General features: G+C 36.4%; 26 protein-coding genes. 15 read left to right on the top strand and 11 right to left on the bottom strand.

Going from position 1 to position 24,874, the window contains the following annotated elements; all coding sequences use genetic code 11:
- Positions 1 to 58 precede the first annotated feature (58 nt).
- Positions 59 to 1,195: a PD-(D/E)XK nuclease-like domain-containing protein gene (locus H5232_RS11125; protein ID WP_182830891.1), complete on the bottom strand. Its 1,137-nt coding sequence runs from the start codon at positions 1,193 to 1,195 to the stop codon at positions 59 to 61.
- A 139-nt stretch (positions 1,196 to 1,334) separates the two neighbouring features.
- On the opposite strand from H5232_RS11125, the gene H5232_RS11120 reads away from it, so the two are divergent.
- Entirely contained in the window at positions 1,335 to 1,877 is a 543-nt protein-coding gene (locus tag H5232_RS11120; protein ID WP_182830890.1) for a hypothetical protein, read from the top strand.
- A 130-nt stretch (positions 1,878 to 2,007) separates the two neighbouring features.
- Here H5232_RS11120 and H5232_RS11115 read toward each other — a convergent pair whose 3' ends face one another.
- The 3 genes from H5232_RS11115 to H5232_RS11105 form a co-directional block, all read right to left on the bottom strand.
- Positions 2,008 to 2,256 (bottom strand): hypothetical protein, encoded by a 249-nt coding sequence (locus H5232_RS11115; RefSeq protein ID WP_182830889.1) that lies wholly within the window; start codon positions 2,254 to 2,256, stop codon positions 2,008 to 2,010.
- A 162-nt stretch (positions 2,257 to 2,418) separates the two neighbouring features.
- Entirely contained in the window at positions 2,419 to 3,201 is a 783-nt protein-coding gene (locus H5232_RS11110) for a hypothetical protein (protein WP_182830888.1), read from the bottom strand.
- 83 nt (positions 3,202 to 3,284) lie between these two features.
- A complete protein-coding gene (locus H5232_RS11105; RefSeq protein ID WP_182830887.1) occupies positions 3,285 to 4,004 on the bottom strand; it encodes a hypothetical protein in 720 nt (239 codons plus the stop codon).
- A 183-nt stretch (positions 4,005 to 4,187) separates the two neighbouring features.
- Here H5232_RS11105 and H5232_RS11100 point away from each other — a divergent pair, with 183 nt between their 5' ends.
- The 7 genes from H5232_RS11100 (at position 4,188) to H5232_RS11070 (ending at position 9,507) form a co-directional block, all read left to right on the top strand.
- On the top strand, positions 4,188 to 4,574 hold the full coding sequence (locus H5232_RS11100) for a hypothetical protein (RefSeq protein WP_182830886.1): 387 nt from the start codon (positions 4,188 to 4,190) through the stop codon (positions 4,572 to 4,574).
- 88 nt (positions 4,575 to 4,662) lie between these two features.
- Positions 4,663 to 6,084, top strand: coding sequence for a hypothetical protein (locus H5232_RS11095; RefSeq protein ID WP_182830885.1), 1,422 nt, complete (start codon positions 4,663 to 4,665; stop codon positions 6,082 to 6,084).
- 122 nt (positions 6,085 to 6,206) lie between these two features.
- Positions 6,207 to 6,575: a hypothetical protein gene (locus H5232_RS11090; protein ID WP_182830884.1), complete on the top strand. Its 369-nt coding sequence runs from the start codon at positions 6,207 to 6,209 to the stop codon at positions 6,573 to 6,575.
- Position 6,576: 1 nt separating this feature from the next.
- Complete coding sequence (locus tag H5232_RS11085; RefSeq protein ID WP_182830883.1) at positions 6,577 to 6,780, top strand: hypothetical protein; 204 nt, start codon at positions 6,577 to 6,579, stop codon at positions 6,778 to 6,780.
- A gap of 253 nt (positions 6,781 to 7,033) precedes the next feature.
- The gene (locus H5232_RS11080) at positions 7,034 to 7,627 is read left to right on the top strand and encodes a hypothetical protein (protein ID WP_182830882.1); all 594 of its coding nucleotides are present in this window, start codon (positions 7,034 to 7,036) and stop codon (positions 7,625 to 7,627) included.
- A 251-nt stretch (positions 7,628 to 7,878) separates the two neighbouring features.
- Positions 7,879 to 8,886: a site-specific integrase gene (locus H5232_RS11075; protein WP_182830881.1), complete on the top strand. Its 1,008-nt coding sequence runs from the start codon at positions 7,879 to 7,881 to the stop codon at positions 8,884 to 8,886.
- Positions 8,887 to 9,054: 168 nt separating this feature from the next.
- Positions 9,055 to 9,507 carry a hypothetical protein gene (locus H5232_RS11070; RefSeq protein WP_182830880.1) on the top strand — a complete coding sequence of 151 codons (453 nt, stop codon included), beginning with the start codon at positions 9,055 to 9,057 and terminating at the stop codon, positions 9,505 to 9,507.
- A 639-nt stretch (positions 9,508 to 10,146) separates the two neighbouring features.
- Here H5232_RS11070 and H5232_RS11065 read toward each other — a convergent pair.
- The 3 genes from H5232_RS11065 to H5232_RS11055 all read right to left on the bottom strand — a co-directional run bounded on the left by H5232_RS11065 (position 10,147) and on the right by H5232_RS11055 (position 11,018).
- A complete protein-coding gene (locus tag H5232_RS11065; RefSeq protein WP_182830879.1) occupies positions 10,147 to 10,497 on the bottom strand; it encodes a hypothetical protein in 351 nt (116 codons plus the stop codon).
- A gap of 86 nt (positions 10,498 to 10,583) precedes the next feature.
- Positions 10,584 to 10,727, bottom strand: coding sequence for a hypothetical protein (locus tag H5232_RS11060; RefSeq protein ID WP_182830878.1), 144 nt, complete (start codon positions 10,725 to 10,727; stop codon positions 10,584 to 10,586).
- A gap of 15 nt (positions 10,728 to 10,742) precedes the next feature.
- Positions 10,743 to 11,018 carry a hypothetical protein gene (locus tag H5232_RS11055; protein ID WP_182830877.1) on the bottom strand — a complete coding sequence of 92 codons (276 nt, stop codon included), beginning with the start codon at positions 11,016 to 11,018 and terminating at the stop codon, positions 10,743 to 10,745.
- Between the two features lie 423 nt (positions 11,019 to 11,441).
- Here H5232_RS11055 and H5232_RS11050 point away from each other — a divergent pair, with 423 nt between their 5' ends.
- From H5232_RS11050 to H5232_RS11025, 6 genes are all read left to right on the top strand, one after another.
- A complete protein-coding gene (locus H5232_RS11050; protein WP_182830876.1) occupies positions 11,442 to 11,756 on the top strand; it encodes a hypothetical protein in 315 nt (104 codons plus the stop codon).
- 95 nt (positions 11,757 to 11,851) lie between these two features.
- On the top strand, positions 11,852 to 12,034 hold the full coding sequence (locus H5232_RS11045; protein ID WP_182830875.1) for a hypothetical protein: 183 nt from the start codon (positions 11,852 to 11,854) through the stop codon (positions 12,032 to 12,034).
- Between the two features lie 780 nt (positions 12,035 to 12,814).
- Complete coding sequence (locus H5232_RS11040; RefSeq protein WP_182830874.1) at positions 12,815 to 15,799, top strand: Tn3-like element ISKox2 family transposase; 2,985 nt, start codon at positions 12,815 to 12,817, stop codon at positions 15,797 to 15,799.
- Positions 15,800 to 15,951: 152 nt separating this feature from the next.
- The gene (locus H5232_RS11035; RefSeq protein WP_182830873.1) at positions 15,952 to 16,815 is read left to right on the top strand and encodes a DNA replication terminus site-binding protein; all 864 of its coding nucleotides are present in this window, start codon (positions 15,952 to 15,954) and stop codon (positions 16,813 to 16,815) included.
- Between the two features lie 73 nt (positions 16,816 to 16,888).
- Positions 16,889 to 17,638 (top strand): RES family NAD+ phosphorylase, encoded by a 750-nt coding sequence (locus tag H5232_RS11030; protein WP_182830872.1) that lies wholly within the window; start codon positions 16,889 to 16,891, stop codon positions 17,636 to 17,638.
- Between the two features lie 671 nt (positions 17,639 to 18,309).
- Entirely contained in the window at positions 18,310 to 19,551 is a 1,242-nt protein-coding gene (locus H5232_RS11025; protein ID WP_182830871.1) for an LAGLIDADG family homing endonuclease, read from the top strand.
- A gap of 442 nt (positions 19,552 to 19,993) precedes the next feature.
- Here the strand turns inward: H5232_RS11025 and H5232_RS11020 are convergent, their stop codons facing one another.
- From H5232_RS11020 to H5232_RS11005, 4 genes are read right to left on the bottom strand one after another with little or no spacing between them, the layout of a single operon-like run.
- Positions 19,994 to 21,352, bottom strand: a complete 1,359-nt coding sequence (locus H5232_RS11020) for a conjugal transfer protein TraH (protein WP_182830870.1) — start codon at positions 21,350 to 21,352, stop codon at positions 19,994 to 19,996.
- Positions 21,352 to 22,332, bottom strand: a complete 981-nt coding sequence (gene traF, locus H5232_RS11015) for a conjugal transfer protein TraF (protein ID WP_182830869.1) — start codon at positions 22,330 to 22,332, stop codon at positions 21,352 to 21,354. The genes H5232_RS11020 and traF overlap by 1 nt, the downstream gene beginning before the upstream one ends.
- A gap of 10 nt (positions 22,333 to 22,342) precedes the next feature.
- Positions 22,343 to 22,996, bottom strand: a complete 654-nt coding sequence (locus tag H5232_RS11010; RefSeq protein ID WP_182830868.1) for a hypothetical protein — start codon at positions 22,994 to 22,996, stop codon at positions 22,343 to 22,345.
- 2 nt (positions 22,997 to 22,998) lie between these two features.
- Positions 22,999 to 23,331 carry a hypothetical protein gene (locus tag H5232_RS11005; protein ID WP_182830867.1) on the bottom strand — a complete coding sequence of 111 codons (333 nt, stop codon included), beginning with the start codon at positions 23,329 to 23,331 and terminating at the stop codon, positions 22,999 to 23,001.
- Positions 23,332 to 23,634: 303 nt separating this feature from the next.
- On the opposite strand from H5232_RS11005, the gene H5232_RS11000 reads away from it, so the two are divergent.
- Positions 23,635 to 24,648: a hypothetical protein gene (locus tag H5232_RS11000; protein WP_182830866.1), complete on the top strand. Its 1,014-nt coding sequence runs from the start codon at positions 23,635 to 23,637 to the stop codon at positions 24,646 to 24,648.
- The last annotated feature ends 226 nt before the right edge of the window (positions 24,649 to 24,874 follow it).

Raw genomic sequence — 24,874 nt, 5'->3', positions numbered from 1 at the left:
CGCTCACCGTTGAACTTGGATATATAATAAAAATATATGATTTAAAAAATCGCGCTTATCACCAGTCGATAACAACGACCTCATCGTTTTTTGTGTATCCATACCAGTTTTCGCTATCTAAACATTCTTTAAGTGTGGCGATTGCTTTTTTCATATCACGGTGGGCAACCACCTGACGGGTACGTTTCATCTCAAAAACCTCGCAAATATCGGCCTCTAAGTACTCTATACCGATAAAAGCAAACAGTTTAACGGGAATGCCCGCTAAATTAGCAACATACTTATAGAAGCTCTCTTGAACGTCATATCGAAGGTCTCTGCATTGGAATCTAAATTTATTTGGATTGGCTGATCGAGTAGACTTAACATCACTGGCAATTGCATGCTTATTAATATAATCGAATTTTACTTTTAGCATTAAGCCTGAGTCAGGATCGCGCGCTATAACAGTAAGCTCCGCAAAACCATTTGATATTAAACGCTTAGCTCTTGCGTGAGATTTGAACGTTTCTAAAATTCTATGTGCGTCATCCCAAACCAAGCCATCTATTGGTGTTTTCTTAGTTATATGTGATAGCGCTCCATCGTTAAAAGCTGCCAATACAGTAGAGCACTTACTAGAATCAACCAGTTTTACAGCTTCATTATATGCTTTAACCCCAGCGCCTTTTATAATTGATTTGGCTATTAAGTCATCAAAAATAAGTGCGTTTGGATCAGTGTCCAACAATCGCTTTACTAGATCTGGTTTAGTCCCTGAGACCTTTTTACCAAGGGCTTTTAATGCATCTTTAAGTTCAGCGTTCGTGTGTAGAGCATTTGGATACTCAATTGCAAGGGGGACTCGAAAATAGCGGTCATAAAACCCAATTGGTTCTAATATTAACTCATGCCCAAATGAGCCCGTATCGAGCGTGTTTCTTTGTGCAGTTGTACGTTTCCTTTCTTCATCAGAGAAATATTGACGGTATACATGGGCAGGAGTGTTTTTTGCCAACTCTTTTATTAATGAAGAACTATAGGCATCTAATTCATGGTATATGCTATTTGGTACACCGCTATAAATACCTTCAACTAGATCACCGTTTGAATCCAAAAAATTTGGGTTGCCTATGTCATCATATGCAGGTTGAATCATGTGAAACCATTCATCGTAATTTTGAGTTGACTGAACTTTTAGGTTAGCTGATGCCATGTTTTTACCTTTGCTCTACTAGATTAAAGTAGTACCATCATGACATAGAGGTTTTTTCGTGCTGAACTTGTAACAATAACTTGGACAATGTTTCTAACCTTGTTGTGGCACGAATTTTATCACTCAATATAATGCTAATATGAAAATATCATTAGGAAATTTTATGTTTGAAGGAAAAGCATTAAAAGACATTATTGGGAGCGTTTGCAGTGAGGTGCCGGAAACTCATTTTAGCGTTGAGCCACATCATCAGTTAACAGATTTGGTGCCTAATGAAATAGTTGAAATTATTTCTAATTATTTTGAAGACTTGAGCATTAAAAATACGCTAATCGTGGATAGCTTAGTTAAACGAATTGAGTGCGAGGCGTCTACTTTTAATATCGACTTCATACCATTAAATGACTGGAGTGAAGAAATACCTTGCGGTGAAATAAACGTTGTGGCCAGCTTTAGTGAAAAGTACAATTTCATTAATTTGATCACAATTAATGAAATCAATGAATCAATCCCTGGGCTAAAGCTATTCAGGATGAATGAGCGCCTTTATTCAAGCACCCTACTAACTACTACCTTTGGGGTGACAGCACAAACAATTGTCAATCAAATCTACTACCTCATAGAAACAACTTTGCGGTTACAACTATCCTTGTTTGATGAAAAATCAAATTCAGTAAATTGAATTTAAAAAATCGAATTTTTTGGTTGTGTTTAATTTTGAATTCAATTTTCTTTAGAGACATTTGTTTAATAGAACAACTTGCCCCAACTTTATTAAAATACTTTAGTAAGTTGGGGCTGTAAGCTGTGAACTATCCTTTACTTAGCTTTAGTTTGACATATTGATCCATTTCTAAGCACGCCACGCGAAAAATTTTGAGCGCTTCTACAATTTCCGACTTGTCGCTTGAGATTACAATGTCATGAAGGTGTTGGCACTTTAATTTATGCATGGCGAGAATAGGGTCACCAACAGAAGCTTGTTGGCATCTGAAGGTTAAGTATGACTGTTGTTTAACATGTGCTGCAGCCCAAGGGTTATGAATTAAATTACTTAACATTTGATTTCCTTTTTTGTATAAAAAGCCAAATTAGTATTTATTTAATTCTAATTCCGAAAATTTAAAAAATAATTTTAATTTTTACTACTTAGTTATTAAATCATTGAACTTTCGATAGGTTTAAGCTCTGGCCAAGCTAACTTCTTAATTTTCTTGTCAGTTTTAGGCGCAATTATTATTTGATGCTAACAGCATATACTCATCTGTCACTTTGCTAAGTTGATGGAACCTACTTTTAACCTCATATAAATACATCAATAACTTATGATTGTTTGATTCACAGTTTAAGTAAAATGGCAGGGTTATAAGGTAGTCAGCTACCGCTGGTGGCACAATTTCAGGTTTCCCGGCTTCCTGTCGAAATTTAAAAAATTTTAGTTCTTTCACAGAAGAAAGCTGTAAATTATTTAATTCATCGCTTTGACTTTTAAGGAATTCTATCTCAGATAGCATCACCCATAGCGGTACCCAAACCGAGTTCTCGTGCTTCATTATAAGTTTCTTGTAATTACAATTCCCAGATAATGAGCAGTCTAAGAATTCAGAATGAGGTGTTTGATTATTAAAATTTGAAGTAGCAATCTTGAAACTTTTTTTGATCAAGCTTACTTCTTCATGAGAAGCAAACTTTAATCTATGAAGCCAATACAATACAAAACCATTCAAAAATTCATCGCTAAGGTTTTTGAAGTCTATAAGAGCGTATGATTCTATTGGAATAAATTCACCACTCCATGTTACCTGTTCAGTAAAAGGATAAGTACCATCGTTAAATTTTAAAATAGTGCGATTTATTACATTAAGCGGGTCGTGTGATAAGTTTATTTCAGTTGCTTTTGGCTGGATTTTGTAGTTTAAAATATATACAGTTGATAAAATTACTAAAAACAAAATGGCCGCTGTCGCTATGTATTTAATTGAGCAGCGGCGTAAAGATTTAATCATAAACGCCTCCATAAATATGATTTATTAATCTACATTAATAAACTTGGCATAGAGGCTGAAAAATTCATTTTTTTAAAGAAAAATCATTTTTTAATTTGTTTTTCTTGCTTCTGCAGTTGGACATTACGAAGCTCTACATCTTTTTTAATTTCTAGCTCCTTGAGCTCAACTTCTCGCTTATGAGAAGACTGTATAATTTGATTTTCTTCGTCTTTTCTTTTTTGTATTCGACTTTCTAGTTCATCAAATGCAAGGGACATTTTTTCTTCTACAGTTTTAGTACGCATAGATTGCAAGGCCCTGTTGTATTCTTCATATGGCATTTTAAGTAACACATACGCATTTGCCACACCATCTACGTTATACAACTCTCTTTTTACCCTTTTAACCCCCGCTACACTAACCTCCTCAACAAGTGAGTCAATTAGCATATTAATTTGTGTTTCAATGTTTGAATTCAATGTTTGGTTTTCATAAGAGCGCTCCTGGCCAGAAATCATCTGTTTGAAGCTTTTAGCTAAATCAAACTTAGCTTGAAGCTCAGCCGACTTTAGAGCAAATGGTGGTGTATTAGATGAACCATAACCCACACCGTATACCCCAGTTGAATCTGGTTCCGGCACTTCTAAATACCAGCTAGGGATTGAATTAATGAGGTTGTCCATTTTTTCAGCTTTTTTATCTAGCTGTTGTTGGTGAGCTACTTGTAGTTGCTCGATACGATCATGAACATCATTACTTGAGCATGCAGATATAGAAATCAAAGCAGTTATAAAAAATAAATTACGTTTAATGGTATTCATAAAGTTCTCCAGATTTGAATTTCAAAACCTAATTTACTGGAGGTTTAAAATCGCGCAAATTTTAAAAAATTAACTTGAATTGAGGTCGATTTTTTAATAAACATAACTAAAAATCCCTTCTATGTTTTAAATTTTTAAAATTGATCGTAAAATTAATAGATATGCATCTACCATTTAGAGCTCATGTCACAACAAAAATATGTATCTTTAGAAGAAGCTGCTTTGTACGCAAGAAAGCAAAAGTTATCTTCAATAAAAGAGTGGCTTGAGGCCAGCGAAAATGCTGAGTTTCCTGATTCCATGCCTAAACGTCCCCCAAACGTATATGGTTGCAAGTGGTCGGAAGTTTTAGCGCCTAAAACTGCACCAGGTTGTGGGCGGTTCGTTGAATTTACAAAGGCTTGTGAAATAGCTAGAACTTTGGGTGTGCAAACTATGAGCCAATACAGGGAATTAAGTAAAGAAGGTGGAAGACCTTCAAATTTACCTTCTAATCCTAATTTGCATTATAAGGATGAATGGCAAGGCTGGGCTCATTTCCTAACTGGTAGAGAAGATACAATAAAGTAATTTTTTAATTAAAATAGATTTTTTTTTAGCGCTTTACCGTTAATCGCGGTGTTTTAATAGACCAATAGTAATATTGGAGTTAATTAAAATGTCGATTGGTAAAGTTACATCATACTTGTTGGTTTCTATTGTCAGTCTTGTATTTCTTATAGCTAAAGCTAATGCAGCTATATCAATCCCACAAATTGAAACACTTTCTTCAAACAACTTACTCAAGAGTAAGACTGATGAGCCTTTCACTGTTATCAAAATCCCGCCTCTTTATACGGCTGGTGGTAATAAAGCTAGTGGTCCTCAACTATTAAATTTTACATTACATGGTGATGCTCCAGGCCCTGTTGTTGTTAATGGGCAGCCCGTAAGCCAAGGACAAACAATTCAAATCACAGTGACTGCAAGTAGCAATGGGGGGTTAGATATTCCAATTTACCCAGGTTTAATTGGAGCTGCAGGGGAAGCAAACTATACGATATCTTTAAGTGTAAAAGGAATAAGTTGTCCATTGGGTTTTACTTTATCTGGAGATCTTTGTTATAAAACATTGGTAGAAGATCCAATTAAAGTATGTCCTTCAGGGTTTAAGTACAATGAAAGCAATAATAACTGTACCAAAACAGTAGAAATAAACGCCACAAAAACATGCCCAAGTGGGACAAGTCTGGAAGGTACTCAATGCAAGGGTACAACATCAACACCAGCCTCAAGTTCGTGCCCCGCAGGATACACACGATCAAGTAACACGTGCTACAAAGACACGCAGATAAACGCCACAAAGAATTGTCCTGCCGGATATAGTGTCTCTGGTTCAGAGTGTAAAAAAGTTGAAACTGTTGAATATAACTATATGGACTGTAGGCAAAGCCACGAATATGAAGACGATACAGTTTACAATATTTGCCCAACTGGTACCTATCCTGTTCCAGATTCATATAACTGTACGTTTACTACTAACTCAGCTTCACAATGCGTTGTGGAAGAATATGGAATGGGACAATATAAGTGCGATGAAGATGAAACTTTACTCATTAGTTACTTATCACCGAGCCAATGTAAGGGCCCAAATGGAGGGTCTAGAGATGCTCCTATAGTGTGTCCAGATGGATATACCTATCTTGGTGGTGCCGGATTATATAATTGTAGGTCAATTCATAGCTATCAGGCAAATAAATCGTGCCCAAGTGGATACTTAGATGCAGGTAACCAATGTGAAAAAGTGCATACTGCAAATATAACCTACACTTGCCCATCACAATACGATTTATCTGGCTCAAAATGCAATATGACAGTTTCCGCAGATTTAATTTACTCATGCCCCAATGGTGGCTCACTAAGCGAAAGTGATTGTGTGAATACCGTAACGTCACCCATAACTTACTCTTGCCCAGTTGAATATACACTTGCTCAAGAGCATTGCATAAAAACTGAAAGTGTTCCAAGCACTAACACTTGCATAGAAGGGTGGGAGCTCGAAGGGGGGCGTTGCACAATGACAGAGACAGTTGTGCCTTAATGTTTAATCTAAACTTTTTATTTGAAGCATAAATAAAAATACTATATTTCACTTTTTTACGGGTTTCTGATCGAGATTGAACGGTATATTAAAAGTAGCTAATTTAACTGGGAAAATTAAATATGTCATTGAATGATATTAGAAATCAGATACAAAGTGCCTTAAAAGTCTTTCTAATTCAATATTCTTATAAAGATGGGGGAGGTATCAATAAGAATGAAATGAACGATATTGGTTTGGCTATTTTCACCGAGTTAAATTCCGCAATAGATACAATAACTGAATTAGGGTTTGATACTACTCTTGGGCTTGATGATAGTAAGCAAATCACGATACCAGCAGATGAATTTTTTAAAAACGAGGTTGTGAGGCAAAGAGTTTTGAAAAACAATCCACAGTTCACCATTGAATCATTAACTCAGATGGCAGATGTATTTATTAACCCAATAACCGGTGATGTCTTTAAAAAGCACGCTAGTTTGAGAGTCTAACATGGCAGAGACAAAAAAGAACGCTCTTGATAGTGTTGAACAAAATCTAAAATCGGCTAAATCAATTTTACTTGCAAAGTATGATGTCACATGGATATCAGACCCCTCCAAGATTAACCCTAAATTAGTATCATCAATTGATATTAAAACCATGGCGAAAATAGACAGCGCCTTAGAAATGCTTGAAGAATACAGAATACAATGAGTTAGAGGTTCGAGTATGAAGTTTCAAATTTTGATGTGGGTATTTATAGGGGGAGTTTTAGCTTTCTTATATTTAGTGAAAATGGATAAATAAAGTATAACAATGATATCTGCACTTATAGTTGGGCTTATTTTGATTGAGTTTGTATTATTGTCTAATGAGGTTGATAATTAGCAACCATGCATTTGTTGATAAATCATAGACTTAATCCCGATACAGTCTACTATCAGACTATTATAAAATTTGAACGATCATGGTTTTATTAATATCCTTATTGCTTGTAAATATTTTTCTACGTGAATACATTAAACGAAGTCATAGTTATTTTACAAAGTTGCTTTGGTTAATTGGTATGCTGTTGCATGAAGCAGCTCATTACTTCATGGCCAAATTAACTTTTAGAGAAGTCATATCATGTAAATTCATCCCGAGCATTAATGTTCAGCCAGCAGCTTTTGTTGCTTATAAAAATGGCTCCTCACTCTTTTCTAAAGTTATTGACTTGCTTATCGGAATGGCCCCTATGTACCTAGGCGTTATAACGCTATATTTAATTGGTCCAGTTGTACTGGCCTCACATAGCCTTGCTGATATAACACTTTTTGCTTTTCATTGGCTGGTTGTTCTTGCCATAACCCAATGCATGATCCCTTCATGGCAAGATGTTAAAAACTCAATGCCAGGTATGTTGATTCTTTTTATACTTTCAGTGTTCATATTAGCTATTACCGGCTTAGAAATTTCTTTACCGTATGTCAGTGTTATAATGAGTATTAAAGAGGCTCTAAGCATACTTTTGCTATATCAATTAACTGGAGCAGCATTTATAAAGTTACGATTACCATAAAGGTCTAGAAGAAAAACACACTTAGTTTCACTTAACAACCCGTTTTATAATGCTCTGACCTTACATTGAGGTTAGTCAATCACTCCACTAATTCTATTTTTCAAAATTTAAATTACACAGGATATTGCGTTGCTAATTTTCACAAAACGATCAATTTAACATAATACATTAATTGCATAAATGGGTATTTACAAAAGTTGAGTTGGGGTGTATAAATGTACAGTGCTTAAGTTTTCGTATGAATTAAAATTATGAACAGCAGATTGGAAAAGATTATCGATTTAAAAGAGCCTCAATTACCGGCCACCAAGATAAAACAAAAATTAAATGAGATTTATGTAAACCCTAAATGTCCGATATTTAATTATGTTAACTCTTTGGCGGCGGATACATCCAAAGAGACTGTCACTCGATGTTTGCAAGCAATTGCAAAACATACCGGCTACACAGATTTTTATGATATTAATTGGGCAGAAATTAGTTCAACTGATTTGAATAGCCTTATCCATAACCTAAAGGCCAAGGAACTATCTCCAAAAACGATTTCATTATATGTATCCGTTGTAAAAGGTGTATGTGAGCATGCCTATTTGTTAGGACAGATTTCTAGATTGCAGCTAGATGGCATTCTAAAAGTGAAAGGAGAAACCGGCTCTAGAATTAAAAAACATCAGGTAATTTCTCGTTCTAGTTTCCAGGGGCTTTTGGGGAGAATAGCAAGCTCAAACCCAACTAATAGAAATAAAATGCTGAGAGATTTGGCGCTTTTTCATATTTTAATTGGTACAGGGTTAAGAAGAAGTGAGTTGGCCACAATAGAGATTTCATCATTAGTCTTAGAGCTTAGTAGCGAAGATAGAGTTACAGTAAATACTCAGTATTTGAAGATTATTGGTAAAGGTAATAAGGAAAGATATGTTGCAATCCACCCTGTTACAAAAATTGCTTTGGAAGACTGGTTGAACGTTCGAGGTATAAAGCCTGGTCCGTTATTTGTCAAAGTGCCACGTAGTGGAAATATTGATGTTGAAAATAGTAACCCTTTAACTGGCAGCGCTATTTATGAACTTTGTAAAAAATATAATACTGTTGCTCCCCATTCTCTAAGACGATCATACGCGACTTGGCTCGATGAAAAAGGTGTAAAGATAAGCAGAATTAGTAAACTTCTGGGCCATTCTAAAGAAGTTACAACTGCAATGTATATTGTAGATGAAGATTCAAAGGCATTTGAGGATGTGTTGAATAATTTGTTTTGATCTCAAATATTTTGTTCTTGGTTGTCTATATTGGGTTCAATTTACTGAAATATATAAGTTTATTGCCTAACAAAAAGTGACAAGGATCAACATAATTTTATTTGTTCATTTTAAATTTATCTTATTTTGTTAGAATATAAGATAGTGATCTTATAAGAACAACCAAACATGGCTGATACATACTTTAAAAATCTAGATGATGACTCAAAGAAAAAATACGTCTCGCAAGTTTTAGAACGATGCAAGCAGGTGTGGGATGTTGATGAGCTACATGAAATTGAAGATGAAAATGGACGTCGAGCTTTAGGGCATAATGCGAGCACTATGAAAATGTGGTTGAGCCGCCCTTCTATGCCATGGGATTTTATTTTAACTACAGCGATTAAAAAAAATGTAAGCCTGGACTACCTTCTTCTGAACATAAATGAAAACACGAGCCTAGAAGATGTTAGACCAGAGGAGCTTCTTGAAACTGTGAACAAAATAGTTGCAGGTTCATTAGAGGAAAGTGCGGATTTCGGCATTATTGATCCTACTTTTGTTCCAACAATTACTAAAAAGATTAAAACTTCATTAGAAAATGCTTTAACGATTAAAGCCAAACCGTCCAAATCAGCCTAGGAAAAATCAAATTAGAAAGAAAATGGCCAGAAGGACTCTGGCCATTTTTAATCCGACAGGCGTAAAAACAGTTTTTCCGTGAAATGATTTTTTACTTTAGTAATAAATGTTGGGGCCAGAAATGCACTAAGTAATATCAAGTCGTTTATATTTACAGTAATGGAATAAAAAAAGCCTAAATAAGGGTTAAGGGAATTTTGAGTAATATAATTAGACATTAAAATTAGGTGCAAGACAGAATTAACCAGTAAGACATACATTGTAGTTATTGAAGCGTCTGAGTACCTTTTTCCATTTCGTATGAATGGGAACAATAAAGCAATAAGAAGCGCTGTGATGCTATCAAAAAGTGAGAACATCAAGTACATATTGACTATACCATCAATAAAACCAGCAGTTTCACTTAAGTATTCGATTGTCATTAAGTAGTCGGTTGATAAATAGGACAATGTAACGAATACTACTAAACACAAGTGTGAAGATGATGTTTTTTTGAGGTAGGCTTTAATGATGGTTATGCAAAAAACCAAAAACAGTAAACCTGAAAAACTCATCAGGTACTTTAAAAAGAAGTCACTAGCCCCCCCTACAGTAAATAGCTCATTGTAGTAGACTATAAATGCTTTAATGTAATCCATATTAAGCTCTGCGTTTGTAACTAGTTAAACTAACTACATTTTCAGGCTCTATATTTGGTGTATATGCAGGGATAAAGCTATTTTTCTGAGGGTAACCCTCGATATCAGCAAGCTCAGCTTTAATTTCTTGAATTCTCTGAAAGACCGCAGCTCGCTCATCATTAACTGGTAAGCCTTTCATGTAAATTTCCAATTGAATTGATTCTTGAACCAATTTTCTGACACGCTGCGCTATTGCAAGGGAACGGATCGATTCGCGCTTTAAGAATGCAGCTAAAGAAATAACCCAAAAAACGAAGCAGAATAACAAGCCGATTAAGGCAACAGGTGAAACTCCCAAATTAACATCCATCTTTAACTACTACATCGGGTGTAATAATAATGTACTGAGAGTCCACCAGCAATAGTGCTTTATTATTGCTTTTATGTGACTATTTGTTATCTTTCACCTTTTTTCTTAGGCGGAAGAATTCCAGCGCCACGTTCAAGGTTAACAGCTGGTAATTCTTTAATGTTCACCACTTCAATTTCAGTTGATTGAGGCTGAGAAAATGCCATAAAGGTGGCGAAAATAGCATACATATGGAACTCCTTGCGTTAGCCGCACAAAGGAATTTCTACCCTGAGCGGTGCATTTATTTGTTTAAATTGTTCATGAAGTGACGTTAAAAAGTCATCAGCTTCATTCAAGTTATAAAAAGCAAGGCTTGTGCCAATCTTTTCCCCGTCTAATATGAAGTAAATAAAGATACGCCTAACAGATCTAAAGGATGACGGAGTAAGCACTTCCATTTCCACCTTTAGATTATGCCTACTTGTGTTCTCAGCAAGCATACAAGCTTTCAATATATCCGGGGACAAGATATTAATCATATGAAATCCTTATGTTTTTTTTACAATACCACTTATGCCAATATGTTTGGTCTAAAAAAAGCGAAATTTTAATTAAAAACAAACTTAATATGTTCCATTGAAATTTATCATTGAGTGATGTTAATTGGAGGTTCAAATGTTACTCATTAAAAATAAGCAAAGCCCAATACGCGGGTTATTTTACATTTCACTTTGTATTTCATTATCTATTGTAAGTTGCAGCTTGAATTCATATTTTCGATACGGCATGACTTTGCCACTTGAATTTTACACTCCCTTAATCATTACTTTGATATTGCCTCTGTTGAGCTCAAAGCAAGGAACTGTGCGTTTCGGCCCTGTTAAATTGTTTAATTCTGGAAAATAGCGCGATTTAAAGAGTGTGATAGCTTAGATTTAAATGCTCGATGTGGAAGACTTACAATGAAAAATAGTACAGCACTAATATCAATAATCTTAGCGTGCTTATCTAGCGAAGCTACAGCAATTATCCCTGGGGATAATACTGCATGTTATCCATTATCATATGATAGAGCTGCAATCGAAAAGCAAATAAAAGTGGATCTTCTTACTACGTATGCGGCCTTAAACACTATAAGTGGAGAGGAAAAACTATTGAATGACACTTACTCAGCTGAACTTGAGAATATAAAAGTGGTATCAACTGAGTTTCAAAATTTTAAATTTTCTTACTCTGAGCGTGATGGCCAACTTTGTGGTTCAATAGTAAAAAAGTAATTAATCTAAAATAAGAGGGTAAATATGAAAGAATATTACGTTGTAGAAATTGGTTATAGTGGCGCTGGAGGTGATGTAGCAAAAAAAGATTTACATTGGATAAAGACAAAGATCTTTGGTTTGCTGAGGTATTTTTTACGGGCCTAAAAACATTAGATAAAGAGTCTGGCTATATAAAAATTATTGGCTCAGATAAAACTCTTTCTTTAACGCTTTCTAATAATACCCTACCCAATTTTAATAGTATCAAACTGCCCTTGCCGCAGTGTAGCCATTAAGAATTCTATTTACTCATTTATGGGCTTCGCGGCCCATTCGAAATCGGCCTAAAAACGAAATAAGAAGTAGATCTTCCCATGCCAAATACATTTTCTATTCCAGCGGCTCAAATCTTGGCCATTTAGGACGCAAGCATTAAACGGGTAATTCAAAACCTAAACACTCCTAGGCTTATTTGACTTTTTTCATCCCAAGTTTCGAGGACAAATAATCAAGCTTGTATTTTTACTTGTTTAGACCCTACAGGCGGTTCTCCTGGTGCGTCAGCATACGTAAATAAGTTATCTAATCCAACGTGTGACTCTATCTCATGCAGATTATCTGATAAAACAGCAATAACGGGAGCAGGAATTTCTTTTCGCATAATTTTTCGATATGAGCATTACAAACGCTAACATTTTATTAAGCATTTAGTAGGATATAAAAGATTCACTGTTATTTTCTTATAGATACTTGTTTCTAAGAATTCCGGCTACCTTAAAACACTAAAGCTATACCATCATACTAATACCTTTAATCAATACTCACCCACCCATAGTGCCATTGAACAGCCCCAATTGGGTTGCGCCCTACTTCAAGAAGATAAAAATAAATAAAAGAAAAATGAAACAAAGGACAAAAACGCAGATGCTGAGGTGTATGGGGTTCTAGGGATTTTCCCCTCTAAAGTAACATAAATCGCCATACTCACCATATTTAAAGGCATACAAAGGTGGGTTACTTCTCCAAAGTATGGCAAATTATGAGGTTAACAACCCCTTAAACTTAATTTAATTCCTATGGCTATAAAAAACGAACTATCAATTCTTACCAAAGCTGAGCAGCTTGATCTATATTCTCCGCCGCTATTATCACTTGAACAACAACGATTGTATTTTACGCCAAACGAGATCGAGTTAACAGAGTTGAAAAGTATTCGCCTAAGGAACCACCGATGCTATTTCATTGCGTTATTAGGGTATTTTAAGTCTAAGCCTGTGATTCTTTCACCTAGCTTTAACCTCATCTTTGACGATATGCAGTTTATTTCAACGCAAGTTCAAGGAGGCAAAGGGATCAGGCCTTTCAGCATTAATAAGATGCAGCGTGACCGTATATATCAAAGAATACTGAGGTTATTAAACTATCAGAAATGGGACGAAAGTCTGCACTTTGCGCCGCTGTACGAACATCTTGTTATGGTCGGCAAAGCTTGGCTTGAGCCTCGTTATCTATTCGATGCAGCCGCTGAATATCTAGCAACGCATAGAATTGCCATCCCTAAATATACTGTCTTACAAAAGCTTATCAGTCGTGTTATCCAACAGGTCAAGAAGGCGTTAAATAATAAGCTTCGTATTCATGTTTCATCTGAACTACACGGATTTCTAAATACTATTATCGATGACAAAGATGGGCTCTCCTTAAGCCAGCTTCGAGCCGGTGCAAAAAGCGTTATGGTGACAGAGCTAAAAAAAGAACTGACGGTGTATCATCAGTTACAGCCTTATACAAGACAGATTGATAATGCTGTTAAGGGCTTAGCCTTATCGTCTAAAAACCAACAACACTTCGGTGAAATGGTGGATTATTATGGCAGTAAACTAAAACGCTTTAAGCGTCCACAGCAACACCTATGGTTGCTGTGTTTTCTGACTCAACGCATACGGCAAAGCCTAGAGCGATTGGCTGATGGGTTTATTCATCATATCCGTAAACAACAAGAAGCTGCGCATGCGTTTGCCCAACAGGCAGTGTTTGACTCATGGAGGTCAGCTGCAGACAATGTCACCAAAGCCGCAGAATTACTGCATCTGTTTGTTGATGACAGTATCGACGATAATCAACCATTTGCAACGGTTAGGCAACAAGCATTAAGTGTAATGAATAACCAAGATATAGAAACGCTATGCCTGTACTTAAAAAAGCAAAAACGCACGGTAGAAGAATATCAATGGCAATATTATGATGATCAAAACGGGTTAATTGAGCAGTTATTAAGGCCCGTGTTTCTATGTCTTGAATGCCAAGCAGGTAAAGGCTCAGAAGCATTAGTGACCCAGCTCAAAACCACAAAAACAGAACTATTAGCAGGTAATACATTGCAAACAATGGATAGTACACTTATCCAACAAAAACATCGTCCATGGTTAATTAACAAGGATGTTGTTCATCCACAGCGATACGAATGGTTGCTTTACCGTCAACTGGCTTCTCGGCTTAATGGTCGAATTTACTTATCAAACGTCACTAAATATCGTGCGCTAGAAGACGACTTAATTGCATCGTCAATACAGCCTGATCTATTGGCATCATCAACATTGGAAAAGCTAAAGCAGCCGATTCAGAAGCTACTGCAAGTAAAACAAATACGCTTAACAACATCCCTAGAAGATGTTGCTCGTCACATTGATAATGGTGATAACCGCAATGTGATCATGAAGAGCCGAAGTGGCACACGATGGCGACTGCCAGTTAAAGGCTCCCAATCACTTGTCAACAACCCTTTCTTTAAACAAATGATCCCCGTCAGTATTGCTGATGTGTTGCGTTATGTTGAACAAGAAACCAACTTTATGCAATGCTTCGCACACGTGCTGCCAATACAAAAACAAGTAGGCGCCAATCAGGATGATTTATTGGCTATTCTAATTGCGAATGCGACACATCGCGGCGTATATGGGATGGCACAAATATCTGATCGCAGTTATGAGCATCTAAGCACTATACAAGCTAATTATATTAGGCCTGAAACCTTGCAAGAGGCTAGTGATATCATCAATAACGCAGTAGCGGCACTCCCTATTTTCCGCCACTATCACATCCAAGAAGACGTCCTGCACGCCAGTACCGATGGGCAAAAATTTGAAACTCACCTTGAGACTTTTAAAACTCGCTACTCCTCGAAATACTTCGGCACCAACAAAGGTATTACGGCCATGACGTTAGTTGCCAATCATAGTGCGTTAAATGCCCGTATCATAGGATCTAATGAGCATGAGTCCCATTATATTTACGACTTACTACAATCTAATACTAGTGATCTTAAGCCAGATGTCCTCTCAACCGACACCCATGGTGTTAATCATGTTAATTATGCCTTATTGGATTTATGCGGTTATAGTTTTGCGCCTAGGTATGCTCAGTTCACCAGTGTGATCAATGACCTATTTAACGTAACTGAAAGCGACGACGGAAACACGCATCTGGCGCTGAAAAAGCCGATAAAAATGAATGTGATTGAAGAAGGCTGGCAGGATATTCAGCGTATTGTGTTATCCCTTCAAGAAAAACGCACAACACAGGCATTGCTAGTACGCAAATTATCTGGTTATCAATCTAGACACCCTATATTACAAGCATTAACGGAATATAATAGGCTCATCAAAGCCCAATATTTACTTGATTATATTGATGATGCAAGTCTGCGCCAATATGTTCAACGAGCACTGAACCGAGGCGAAGCCTGGCATTTCCTCAGGCGAGCTATTGCATCGGTCAATCGTGACCAGTTCCGTGGAAAAAACGAATCAGAAATAGTCGTCTGGAACGAGTGTGCCCGTTTGACGGCAAATGCTATTATCTACTTTAACTCGATGATCCTAAGTCATCTATTACTGCACTTTGAAGAAGTTGGTGACGAGGAAAAAGCAGCAATAACTCGACAAGTATCACCCGTTGCATGGCAGAACATTAATCTGAGCGGCACTTATCAGTTCGCTAGTAACCGCAAACTACCTGATTTACAGGAAATAACTAGGCCTATTGTTGAAAATGAAGTCTAAAATGAAAGGTAACCCAGCTCCACAAGCCATTAACTGCGAGGGTTGTGGCGATTTATGTTACTTTAGAGGGGAAAATCCCTAGAACCCCTGTATGCTTTATATAAAACTAATGGTATGATGGTATAGATAGTAACCGCTAAAGTGAATTGCCTATGTCTTTGTATAGTGATGTTGAGTTTGCATTCAACCAATTAGTTAGTGCGACTGAAGTACTTAACCAATTCCTTCATGAATGTGAGGTGGTTCATGCTGAATGCTATAAGTTACCAGCTTCAGCTGGTGACATGTCCGATACTAGTGGCTGGGAATTAGTAACCCCTGAAAAGCATACCGGCTTTACTGCATTAAGTATGGCCACAGGTTCTTTTGCCCGGTTTACGCCAGATTATAATCACTCACCTAAATACCCATTTAGACTACCTGGCTTTATCCAATTGGCGCCAAATCATTATCAATCAGCTTCACAGCTGGTGGATGCATGTAATTTACAAAAAGTGATAATAAAAGAGCTCATCAACAGCAGCAAACTCAATCAAGGTCAAAAGCGAGAGCTAATACAGTCAATTTGCCCTAACGCTATCACCTTGCAAATATACAGGCTGATCAAAGTTGCTGATGGCCCAGTTAAACGAGTTGGTTTTACTTGGTGTAACAAAAACAGTATGAGAACAATTAACAAAGAAGAGTTTCTTACGTATTTAGCCGGCAGTAAAGATAACCCACCTTCAGGTAAAACTAGATCTGAATGGGCGCCATGGGTTGAAAAAGAAATTGAATTAGTGAAATCAAAACCAGGCGAATTTATCAAGGTGAAAAGACCTTTGCCAATTACACCTAAGCTGAACGTTTCTTTCACTGATGACACTAACACGGTTATGTTTTATGGCCATGTACCTATCATTGTTTTTGGTGATGAGCCTTGTAAGATCTCTCCATTAAAGAGCTGTATCAGATCAACAAGTGAAGCTGAACATTACAATTACTTAATCAAAAGACTTTATGTAATGAATGAATGAAACCTTCTATTTGTTATACACTTAAATTGTGAATTGAATAAATTGGGTACTTACTAATATCTAAAGGAATTTTATGAGTTTTAAATCCTGGGCTAGTTATAGTCAATTCAGTCAATCAGTAAGAAATAAATCAAGATACGTTCTAGACCGTGATTCACAGGACTTTTTAAAAGGCATTAAGGACACATGTACCAGTCGAGTTATGATTATCCCTCCAAACTCAGAGCTTTGGCGAGCACAAATGGGACATAACACCGTACCTTTTATGCAAGATAATATTGAAGTAGACGATATATTTGTACCTTATCCAGAATCCCGTATGAGACCTTTGAAAGATAGTGCCACTGAGGGCAGAGCCAACCCCAAGGGGATTCCTTGTTTATATGTTGCCTCAGACAAAGAAACTGCTATGTCAGAGATACGCCCTTGGTTAGGCTCAACTGTTTCAGTTGCTAAGTTTTCAAATAAAAATGAGCTTAGACTAATCGACTTTTCAAGACATCCTAATGTTACTTTACCGTTTTTCTTTGCAGAGCCTGATGATGCTAAGAAAATAGAAGCTGTTTGGAAGTATATTGATAAAGCCTTCTCTGAACCTTTAACTAATAGTGACCAAAAATCAGACTATGCTCCTACTCAAATTATTGCGGAGTTAATAAAATCCTTAGGTTATGATGGAATCGCATTTAAAAGCTCTTTAAGCGCAGGGATTAATCTTGCTTTATTCGATTTGGATTTTGTGGACTTTAAAGGCTCCAATCTATTTAAAGTTAATGGGATTAATTTTTCATTTGAAAACCATGATGATGAACGTTACATGTAACAAACACAAACTTACGTTAAACTCAGAATTGCTCCAGAACCCGCCATTACTGAGCTGCTATTTTTATAAAGCAAGAACTATTGATGTTTAGATACCCTCTTTCAGTTGAAAAGTTCAATTCCTTATTTAAAAGGTTTGCCATCGAGTGCAAGTCACACCCCCAAAAAAAAGATATCAATTACAGAGCGTGTTTCACTGTTCATTCTGGAGACAATGAAATTATCGAGAGTCGAAATACCTCATTAAGTGTATTTTGCAATATTCATCAAATACACTTTAAATCCAAACCCCGGTACTTAGTAAACCGCTCTTTAAAGTGTCAACAAATCACATGCCCTCTTTGTGATACTGGACAAAGCTTCACACTTGAGCAACTACAAAAACTTATCCTTGAAAGTAAGACATTCCAGTTTAAATTGTGCGATAAATATCTAGCGAAGGTAGAGAACCAGAGCAACTTAATATTGGTTAGCAAAGATAAAATTGACCTAATATGTACCAAAAGTCTTGGCTCAGGCGTGAAATGCGGAAAAAAAGTTTCACATAAACTGAGTAATATTAAGCATGCCCTTCTAAAGAATAATACCCACATTACTTGCCAGGGTCCCTGCGATTCAAAGTTAAAAGGTAAGTCTTCTCGGCTAAGTATCATTGAATTAAAAGAACGGTTAATGTTGGCCAAAGGTTCGGAATATAACCTCCATTCATACAAGGGGGTTGGAGGCTACGCAATATTTAAGCACAAATGCGGTTTATTAATTAACAAGAAAATTCATCCCTTTTTAAACAAGGATAAAGTAACCCCTAGAAGCAATAAACACCTCACCGATTGCCCTGCATGCGCCAAATCTATAAGCCCAAGCATTATAGACCTCGAGCACTGGACATCACTAGTAACTAATCAGCAACTTGCATTACTAGATTTAAAACCAACCTTTTTATGTCGCTGCGGTAATGAATTTCAAACTGGTTTTGAAATTATACTTAGCCAAAAACACTACGGCTGCGCTGAATGTTACAAAAACTCATCACAAGAAAAGAGATATTTTAATTTTAATAAGCTTAAAGATATTGTTAGTAAAAGAGGGTTTATATTGTCTCCACCGCTACCTAAAACATACAATTGCAATCTTCATGTAAAACGTACAGGAGAAAACCACGAGCACCCAAATACCCTTAGCTTTCTTCAACAATTTCCAGCCAGTAAAGATGGATTTAACCCCAAGTTTGAAGTTAAAAAACTCGCTTATGACCGCTTTGCAGTAAATGATGAATGTTTTTCTGACGAATCAATTGAAAGTGCGTTCTGGGCTGGCTTTATTGCTGCAGATGGATGGGTTGATGGTGATAAACGTATTGGCCTTTCTCAACACATTAACAATGAGCCCATTTTGATCGATTTTGCTAAGTATTTAGATTTTGGTAACACCTTAAGTTACCGGTTTTCAGCAAGTAACGCGGTTATGGTTGAACTTAGATTTACCTCTAAGGTAATTGCTAAATCATTAAAACAATTTGGCATTGTACGTAGGAAAAGTTTAACTCTAAGCCCACCTAAATTGTCTCAATCAACTAATGTACTGGCATTTATTGCAGGCTATATTGAAGGTGATGGATGGGTTAGGAAATATTACCAAAGAAATAATAAATGCTTTGGTATTGGCTTATGTAGTGGCTCAAAACAGTTCGTTGAATGGGCTCATAATGAAATAAAGAGCCAGCTGGGAATTACTGGATCATTTAGCACCAACCAAAATACAGTATCATTAAAATATTCAAACTCGGCTAGCATTATCTTGTTAGAGCGCTTATATCCTGTCTCTAACCAGAATAGCAAGATTACAAAAGCTTATTCAGAATTGGCATCTACAACTGGCCATGACAAACTTGAAATTTCATCGCGATTAAAATAAAGCTTTGCTCCATCACTTTTCAAAATGTAGCTTTCCAAAGATATTGGATCTGTTCTTAATGTACCTTTGATATGACATTCAACTGATGTACAGCCTCGTAAAACTAATGTTGTATTTGGGGTACCATCACTGAGAAATGCAACAACCCTATTTGTAACGTAGGTATGCAAAAGATAAATTATACCAATAACAGCTATCGCCATATTCCAAAAGCTTCTAAGTTCCCTTGATTCCCTAGATTCCCTAGATTCCGCCATATTTCGCCTACATTGTATTGAGCTAACTCGCCTATTTTCTAAGTATACTTTGGATGAGTACTCTCTTAACAATCTTCAATAAAAAGGCCTTAACAAACAAATTTTACCATATATTTGTTTGTTAAGGCGCTTTGACACAACAACTTAATAGTACATGAGCTAAATGCCACCAGCTTATTTTTAAATTACTTCATTGCCTGGGTAACCGCATATGGCGTGGCAACCAACTTCAAATCTTCACCTATTTTGTAACGCATTTTATCAAGATCATCATTGAGCTTATCCAGTGATTCGATATACGGTTTAGCAACAGCCCCTTTTAGTGAAACGCCTACAGATGAATTAGACTTGATGTTATGAAGTACTTCCTGAAGTACTGTTATTATTTGCTGCGCTACAGCTTCCTGTGCTGTTAATGATAATGTCTTTGCTGCCAACCGAGGGCTTTTTAATACGCTAACTAACTCTGAAGCATTTATATCTGCAATAGCTTGTAGTGCTATTTCATCTGCCGTCTGAGCTACATTCAGCCTTTTATCTATTTTGGCAACGAGCTTTTCTGCTATATCATCAAAAATGTACTCCAAGCCTCTGCTTGAGATAGTTTGTTCAATAGGGTCTAAGCAATTTGGATCTGTGCTTTCACACTTCATTAATCTAATTGAGCCTGTATCAGACTCTTCGAAAATATCTCTCAATGAAACAGTTGCAGGTTTAGTTATTACGTCAATCCCGGTATCTGTCGAGCTTGTGCTTCCAGACTTTCTCGAAATTGTTGTACCGGTTAACGACATAATCAGATCTTTTAAGTTTGCACCACCCAAACCTGAAATTGAAGAATGGGTATATGCACTGACATTTGCATTTACTAGAATATGATGAGCTGTATTAACTTCTACTTCGACACCATTTTTTTCTGCTTTAACAGCTGTATTATCTGTATCGCCTTTCGTAGCGTTTGCCTCACCTCTATCTGTCAGCCAACCTGAAGCATCATTTGCGAGCCCTTCTAAAGCACCAAACTGCACTGAGCTCTTGAAAGTATCGACTGCATTTGTTCCGTCATCTAATTTCAGATCTCCCAAATATCCAACAGCCTTTTCGCAGCCATTAGCCGTCATTTGATTAAATTCATCAAGTTTTGTTTGAAGGTCTGACATTAACTTACTACATGAGGGACAAACTGAAGTTAAAGCCAAGTTAAAGGCATATGATGGTACACCTTGTGCAATCGCCCTTCCCATTTGCACTAATTGGTCTGAGTTTATTAAGCTAAAGCTTCCCGCAAAAAAATCGATGCCACCACAGCCTCCAGATATTTTCGGAGGTTGAAAATTAACAACATTCGCTCTTACCCCTTTTACTCTGTAAGAAGCCCCACCAAAACTTAAACCGTTTCTTGTTGGAGTGCTAAATGAAGTAGCTGTTGTAGTTTGAAATGTTACAGCTTCAGTAAAGACATCTTCCATCACAGTTGAAGCAAGAGCTGATGGAGACAAAACGCTAAGTGCAATTAACACTCTTAATTTATTAATTTTAAACATTACTGAGCCTTTGATGTCGTTGAAAGGTTAATCTCATTAAGCCGTTTTCTGAGTAGGTCAGATAGAATTGAAGGGTTATCTTCTAACTTTTGCTTTTCAACTACTAAAGGCTCCTTTGATAAAAGAATGTCTTTTACTTCTTGTGTTTTAACGAATTGTTCCTCACTAATAAGGTTCATACGTTTTGCTGCATAAAGTGCTCTTTGAACAAGTTCACTACCTGATGCCATGCCATATTTAATTGTTTGAAAGTGCTGGCCATCATTTGAGACAAGCATTGTTGTAGGGGTAATGTTCACTTGAAATTTTCGAGATAAAGTCATGTTAGGGTCGATCACATGCTTAACACCCGGGAACTCTTTATCTAAAAGAATGCCATCCATCGAGATTGCTAACACATCAACCCCCATAATCTTAGCTAAGGACTCCATCGCAGGAAATTGTTGGTGGCAATAAGGGCAGTCAGAACGATAGAACATCCACAGCCCAGCTTTATCAAATAAAGAATTGAACACTTTGGCTTTATCTTTATTTGTTTTTACTTTATGAGCAAATAGCGCGTTACTTGAATTTGGTCGGCGGTTACTTTCAGAAAGTTGCTCTTCAAACATAAAAAACTCTTTTGTTTGATCGCTAAATGCATTCGCTTTGTCGATAGCTAAACGTTGTGCGTAATAATAGTTAGAAATGTTCTCTGTGCTAGGATCATCAATAGCTGTATTGAGTAATTTAGGAAGGTTTTTTTTCAACCACGCTGAATTAATTTCAACCATTTCTGGTTGTTTCTTAACATTTGGCTGTGCAGAAGGTTGCGTCTTTGGAACTTCTTGCTTTTCCTCATCTACAAGCTCAGGATCTTCGTAAAAGTGCCATCCTCTACTAGGCTTTTCTTTTCCAGAAACCGGTGAGCTACTAGCAGACACAAAGCCAGCATTCATAACTCCCAATGCTACAACGGTTAAACTTAAATAGAATCTCATTCCTTTCAACCTACGAAATTTTAGCTACTTGCGTGTGTTGTACCCGAACTGATTGCTCTTGAAAGAAATGATGGATATTTACTTTTTTAAGTTTGATTGTTTTCACTGATTTAGGATTAACACCACAACGGCACCAAGGACAAGAAGAAGTGAAACTTTGGGTTGTTCTTAAATAAAAGCGGCCACATGAGCATCTATTTGGATATAAGTCCTGCTTAGAAATTCCACAAAACAATGAATTAACTTGATTAATGTCAATTGGGTCGACCAAATCTTGGAATCGCTTATTAAAGCTTATACAAACATTAACAAGCATATCGGCAAAGACATTATCATTATCAAAATCAAAATTAGGGTACAGAGCTTTAGCTTCATTAAATAGCAGATTCGCTATCAAAAAGCCTTCGCGGTTTGAATCAACCCATCCATAACCAACCGAATTTGCAATTTTCTTGAACTCAAATGGCTTAGAAGAAATAGTGTCTACTTCCCTTTTTATTTCTTTATAGCGTCCAATTTTGATATACGGAAAGAGCTCAGCAACAAGAGCTGGTCTTGCATTAAGAGACATCAGCGTAACAATCAGTGAAATGTCTCTTGTTATATTATATGAAACACTTCTTCCATCCACTAAACCTATGAGTTCTGAACTAATTGCATTCATAATTAATTCCCCACCACAGCGATTGAGGTACTTGCAGCTAAGTTTTTAAGCTTGCCAAGCTTAGAATCATTATTCTCAGCACTTTTAATAGCATCTAGCATTTGTTTAATTCCATTCAAACCAAGCGATGCCGCGTTAATAACTGTTTTTTCTCTAGCTAGTCGTTGCAATGTCATTGTACTTGCATCACGTATAGCAACCACATCAGCTTCAGATTGAATACAGAAAAGGTGCGCAGCCAATTGAATATCTACAACTGCAGCTTGTTTCACTAGAAGCAACGCACTAACTTGAATAGATATTGCTTCATCCAAAAATTCACTTCGATTTTCCATAACACAACCAATAAAAAACTATTAACAATGAAGCTATATTTTAAACAGAAGGTCACTAAATTGGCAACTATACAAAGTGTATATTTCATAATTAAAATTTATAGGAATTTTAAACGATTGATTATATTAATTTTTATTTTATTATAAATCACAACATTATGATGCATAAAAAATAAACGCAACCTCTATCACTAACACTTTATGATTAGAAAAATTAAATCAAGTACTGTTATCAAAAATCAAAGTTGGCCAATAACAATCCAAATGTAATACTTAATTCAGTTATAACTTTTAGGTTTTTAAATGAAATCTCTGTTTCACATTGCAAGTAAAATTAATGAAATGCTCACAGAATATGAGCTGGGTAACCTTCAAGAATTGAGGAAAAAAATTCATTCTTTATCACGAGTTCCCTCAAAGTATGTATTTGACCAAAGGGGATTAAATGAAGATTGGGGAGCTCATTTCGGAGGTCGAGCCGAGCTTCAATTTAACATCGGCTTTGAAAATAATTCGTTTCGATACGGAGTAGCATTCTCCCTTCGCCCTAGTAGAGATCATCCAAACCTTAATGCTCTAATAGAGAAAATTAATTTATTCAATGAATACATCTATGAATTCGGAACTGAGTTTTACGATTTAAGCATGTGGCACTATGATGTTGAACATGACGGCTCTAGAAGTGAAGACTTTCAGCCAACCATAATCAAGTCAGAATGGTGCAAAACTAATGCTTTTATTTTCCTAGGTGAAAAACAAAATCGTGAAAGAATTGATTTTCACCGAGTTTGTGAAGTGTTAGATCGCTTACTACCTTTGTACCTTCACATAGAGATAGCATCAAAAAATGGCAAACCTTCTACTCCACCTTTTATTTTCAAACCAGGTTGCAGAACAAAACAGTCATTTACCAAACTAACCTATAAGATAGATGAACAAATTGATGTACGCCTCCTACACAATGATCTTCAACAAGCTTTGTATGATGAATTAGTGCTAGTCTATGGCAGAGATAACGTCGGCACTGAAAACGTTATAGGATGCGGAAGAGTTGATCTGACTCTCCAATTGGGTGATAAGTACAGATTGTATGAAATCAAAACAGCATTTAGTGCTAAATCATGCATACGGCAAGCAATTGGGCAACTTCTAGAGTATGCCTACTTTTATCAAGCAGGTTTCGTTGAAAAGTTAATTGTTGCTGGTCCTGTAAAATGCACAAGTGTAGAACATTCCTATCTGAATGAACTGCAAAGCAAGTTTAATTTACCGATCGAGTATTATCAAATCAAAGGCGCATGCTTTGACTTTGATTAGGTTAAAATTTCATTTTAATTTCTTAGATTGTATTTATGCTGAAAACCCCCGAAGTAAGGGCAGAAATATCCGAAGTGAGCGAACTAATAATGAGGGAGTAGTTATACCAATCTGCATAAAGATTAAGTCAATTTTATCCAGTCTCTAGAGCATATGCTTTTAACCGTATCAGGAACAGAAATGAATTTATTCCACGCTTGCGAAACCTGTTCGACTATTTCTTCAT

The organism is Pseudoalteromonas sp. SG41-5 (assembly GCF_014164495.1).
Lineage (GTDB): Bacteria > Pseudomonadota > Gammaproteobacteria > Enterobacterales > Alteromonadaceae > Pseudoalteromonas > Pseudoalteromonas rhizosphaerae.
This window is presented reverse-complemented; position numbering and strand designations above follow the sequence as displayed.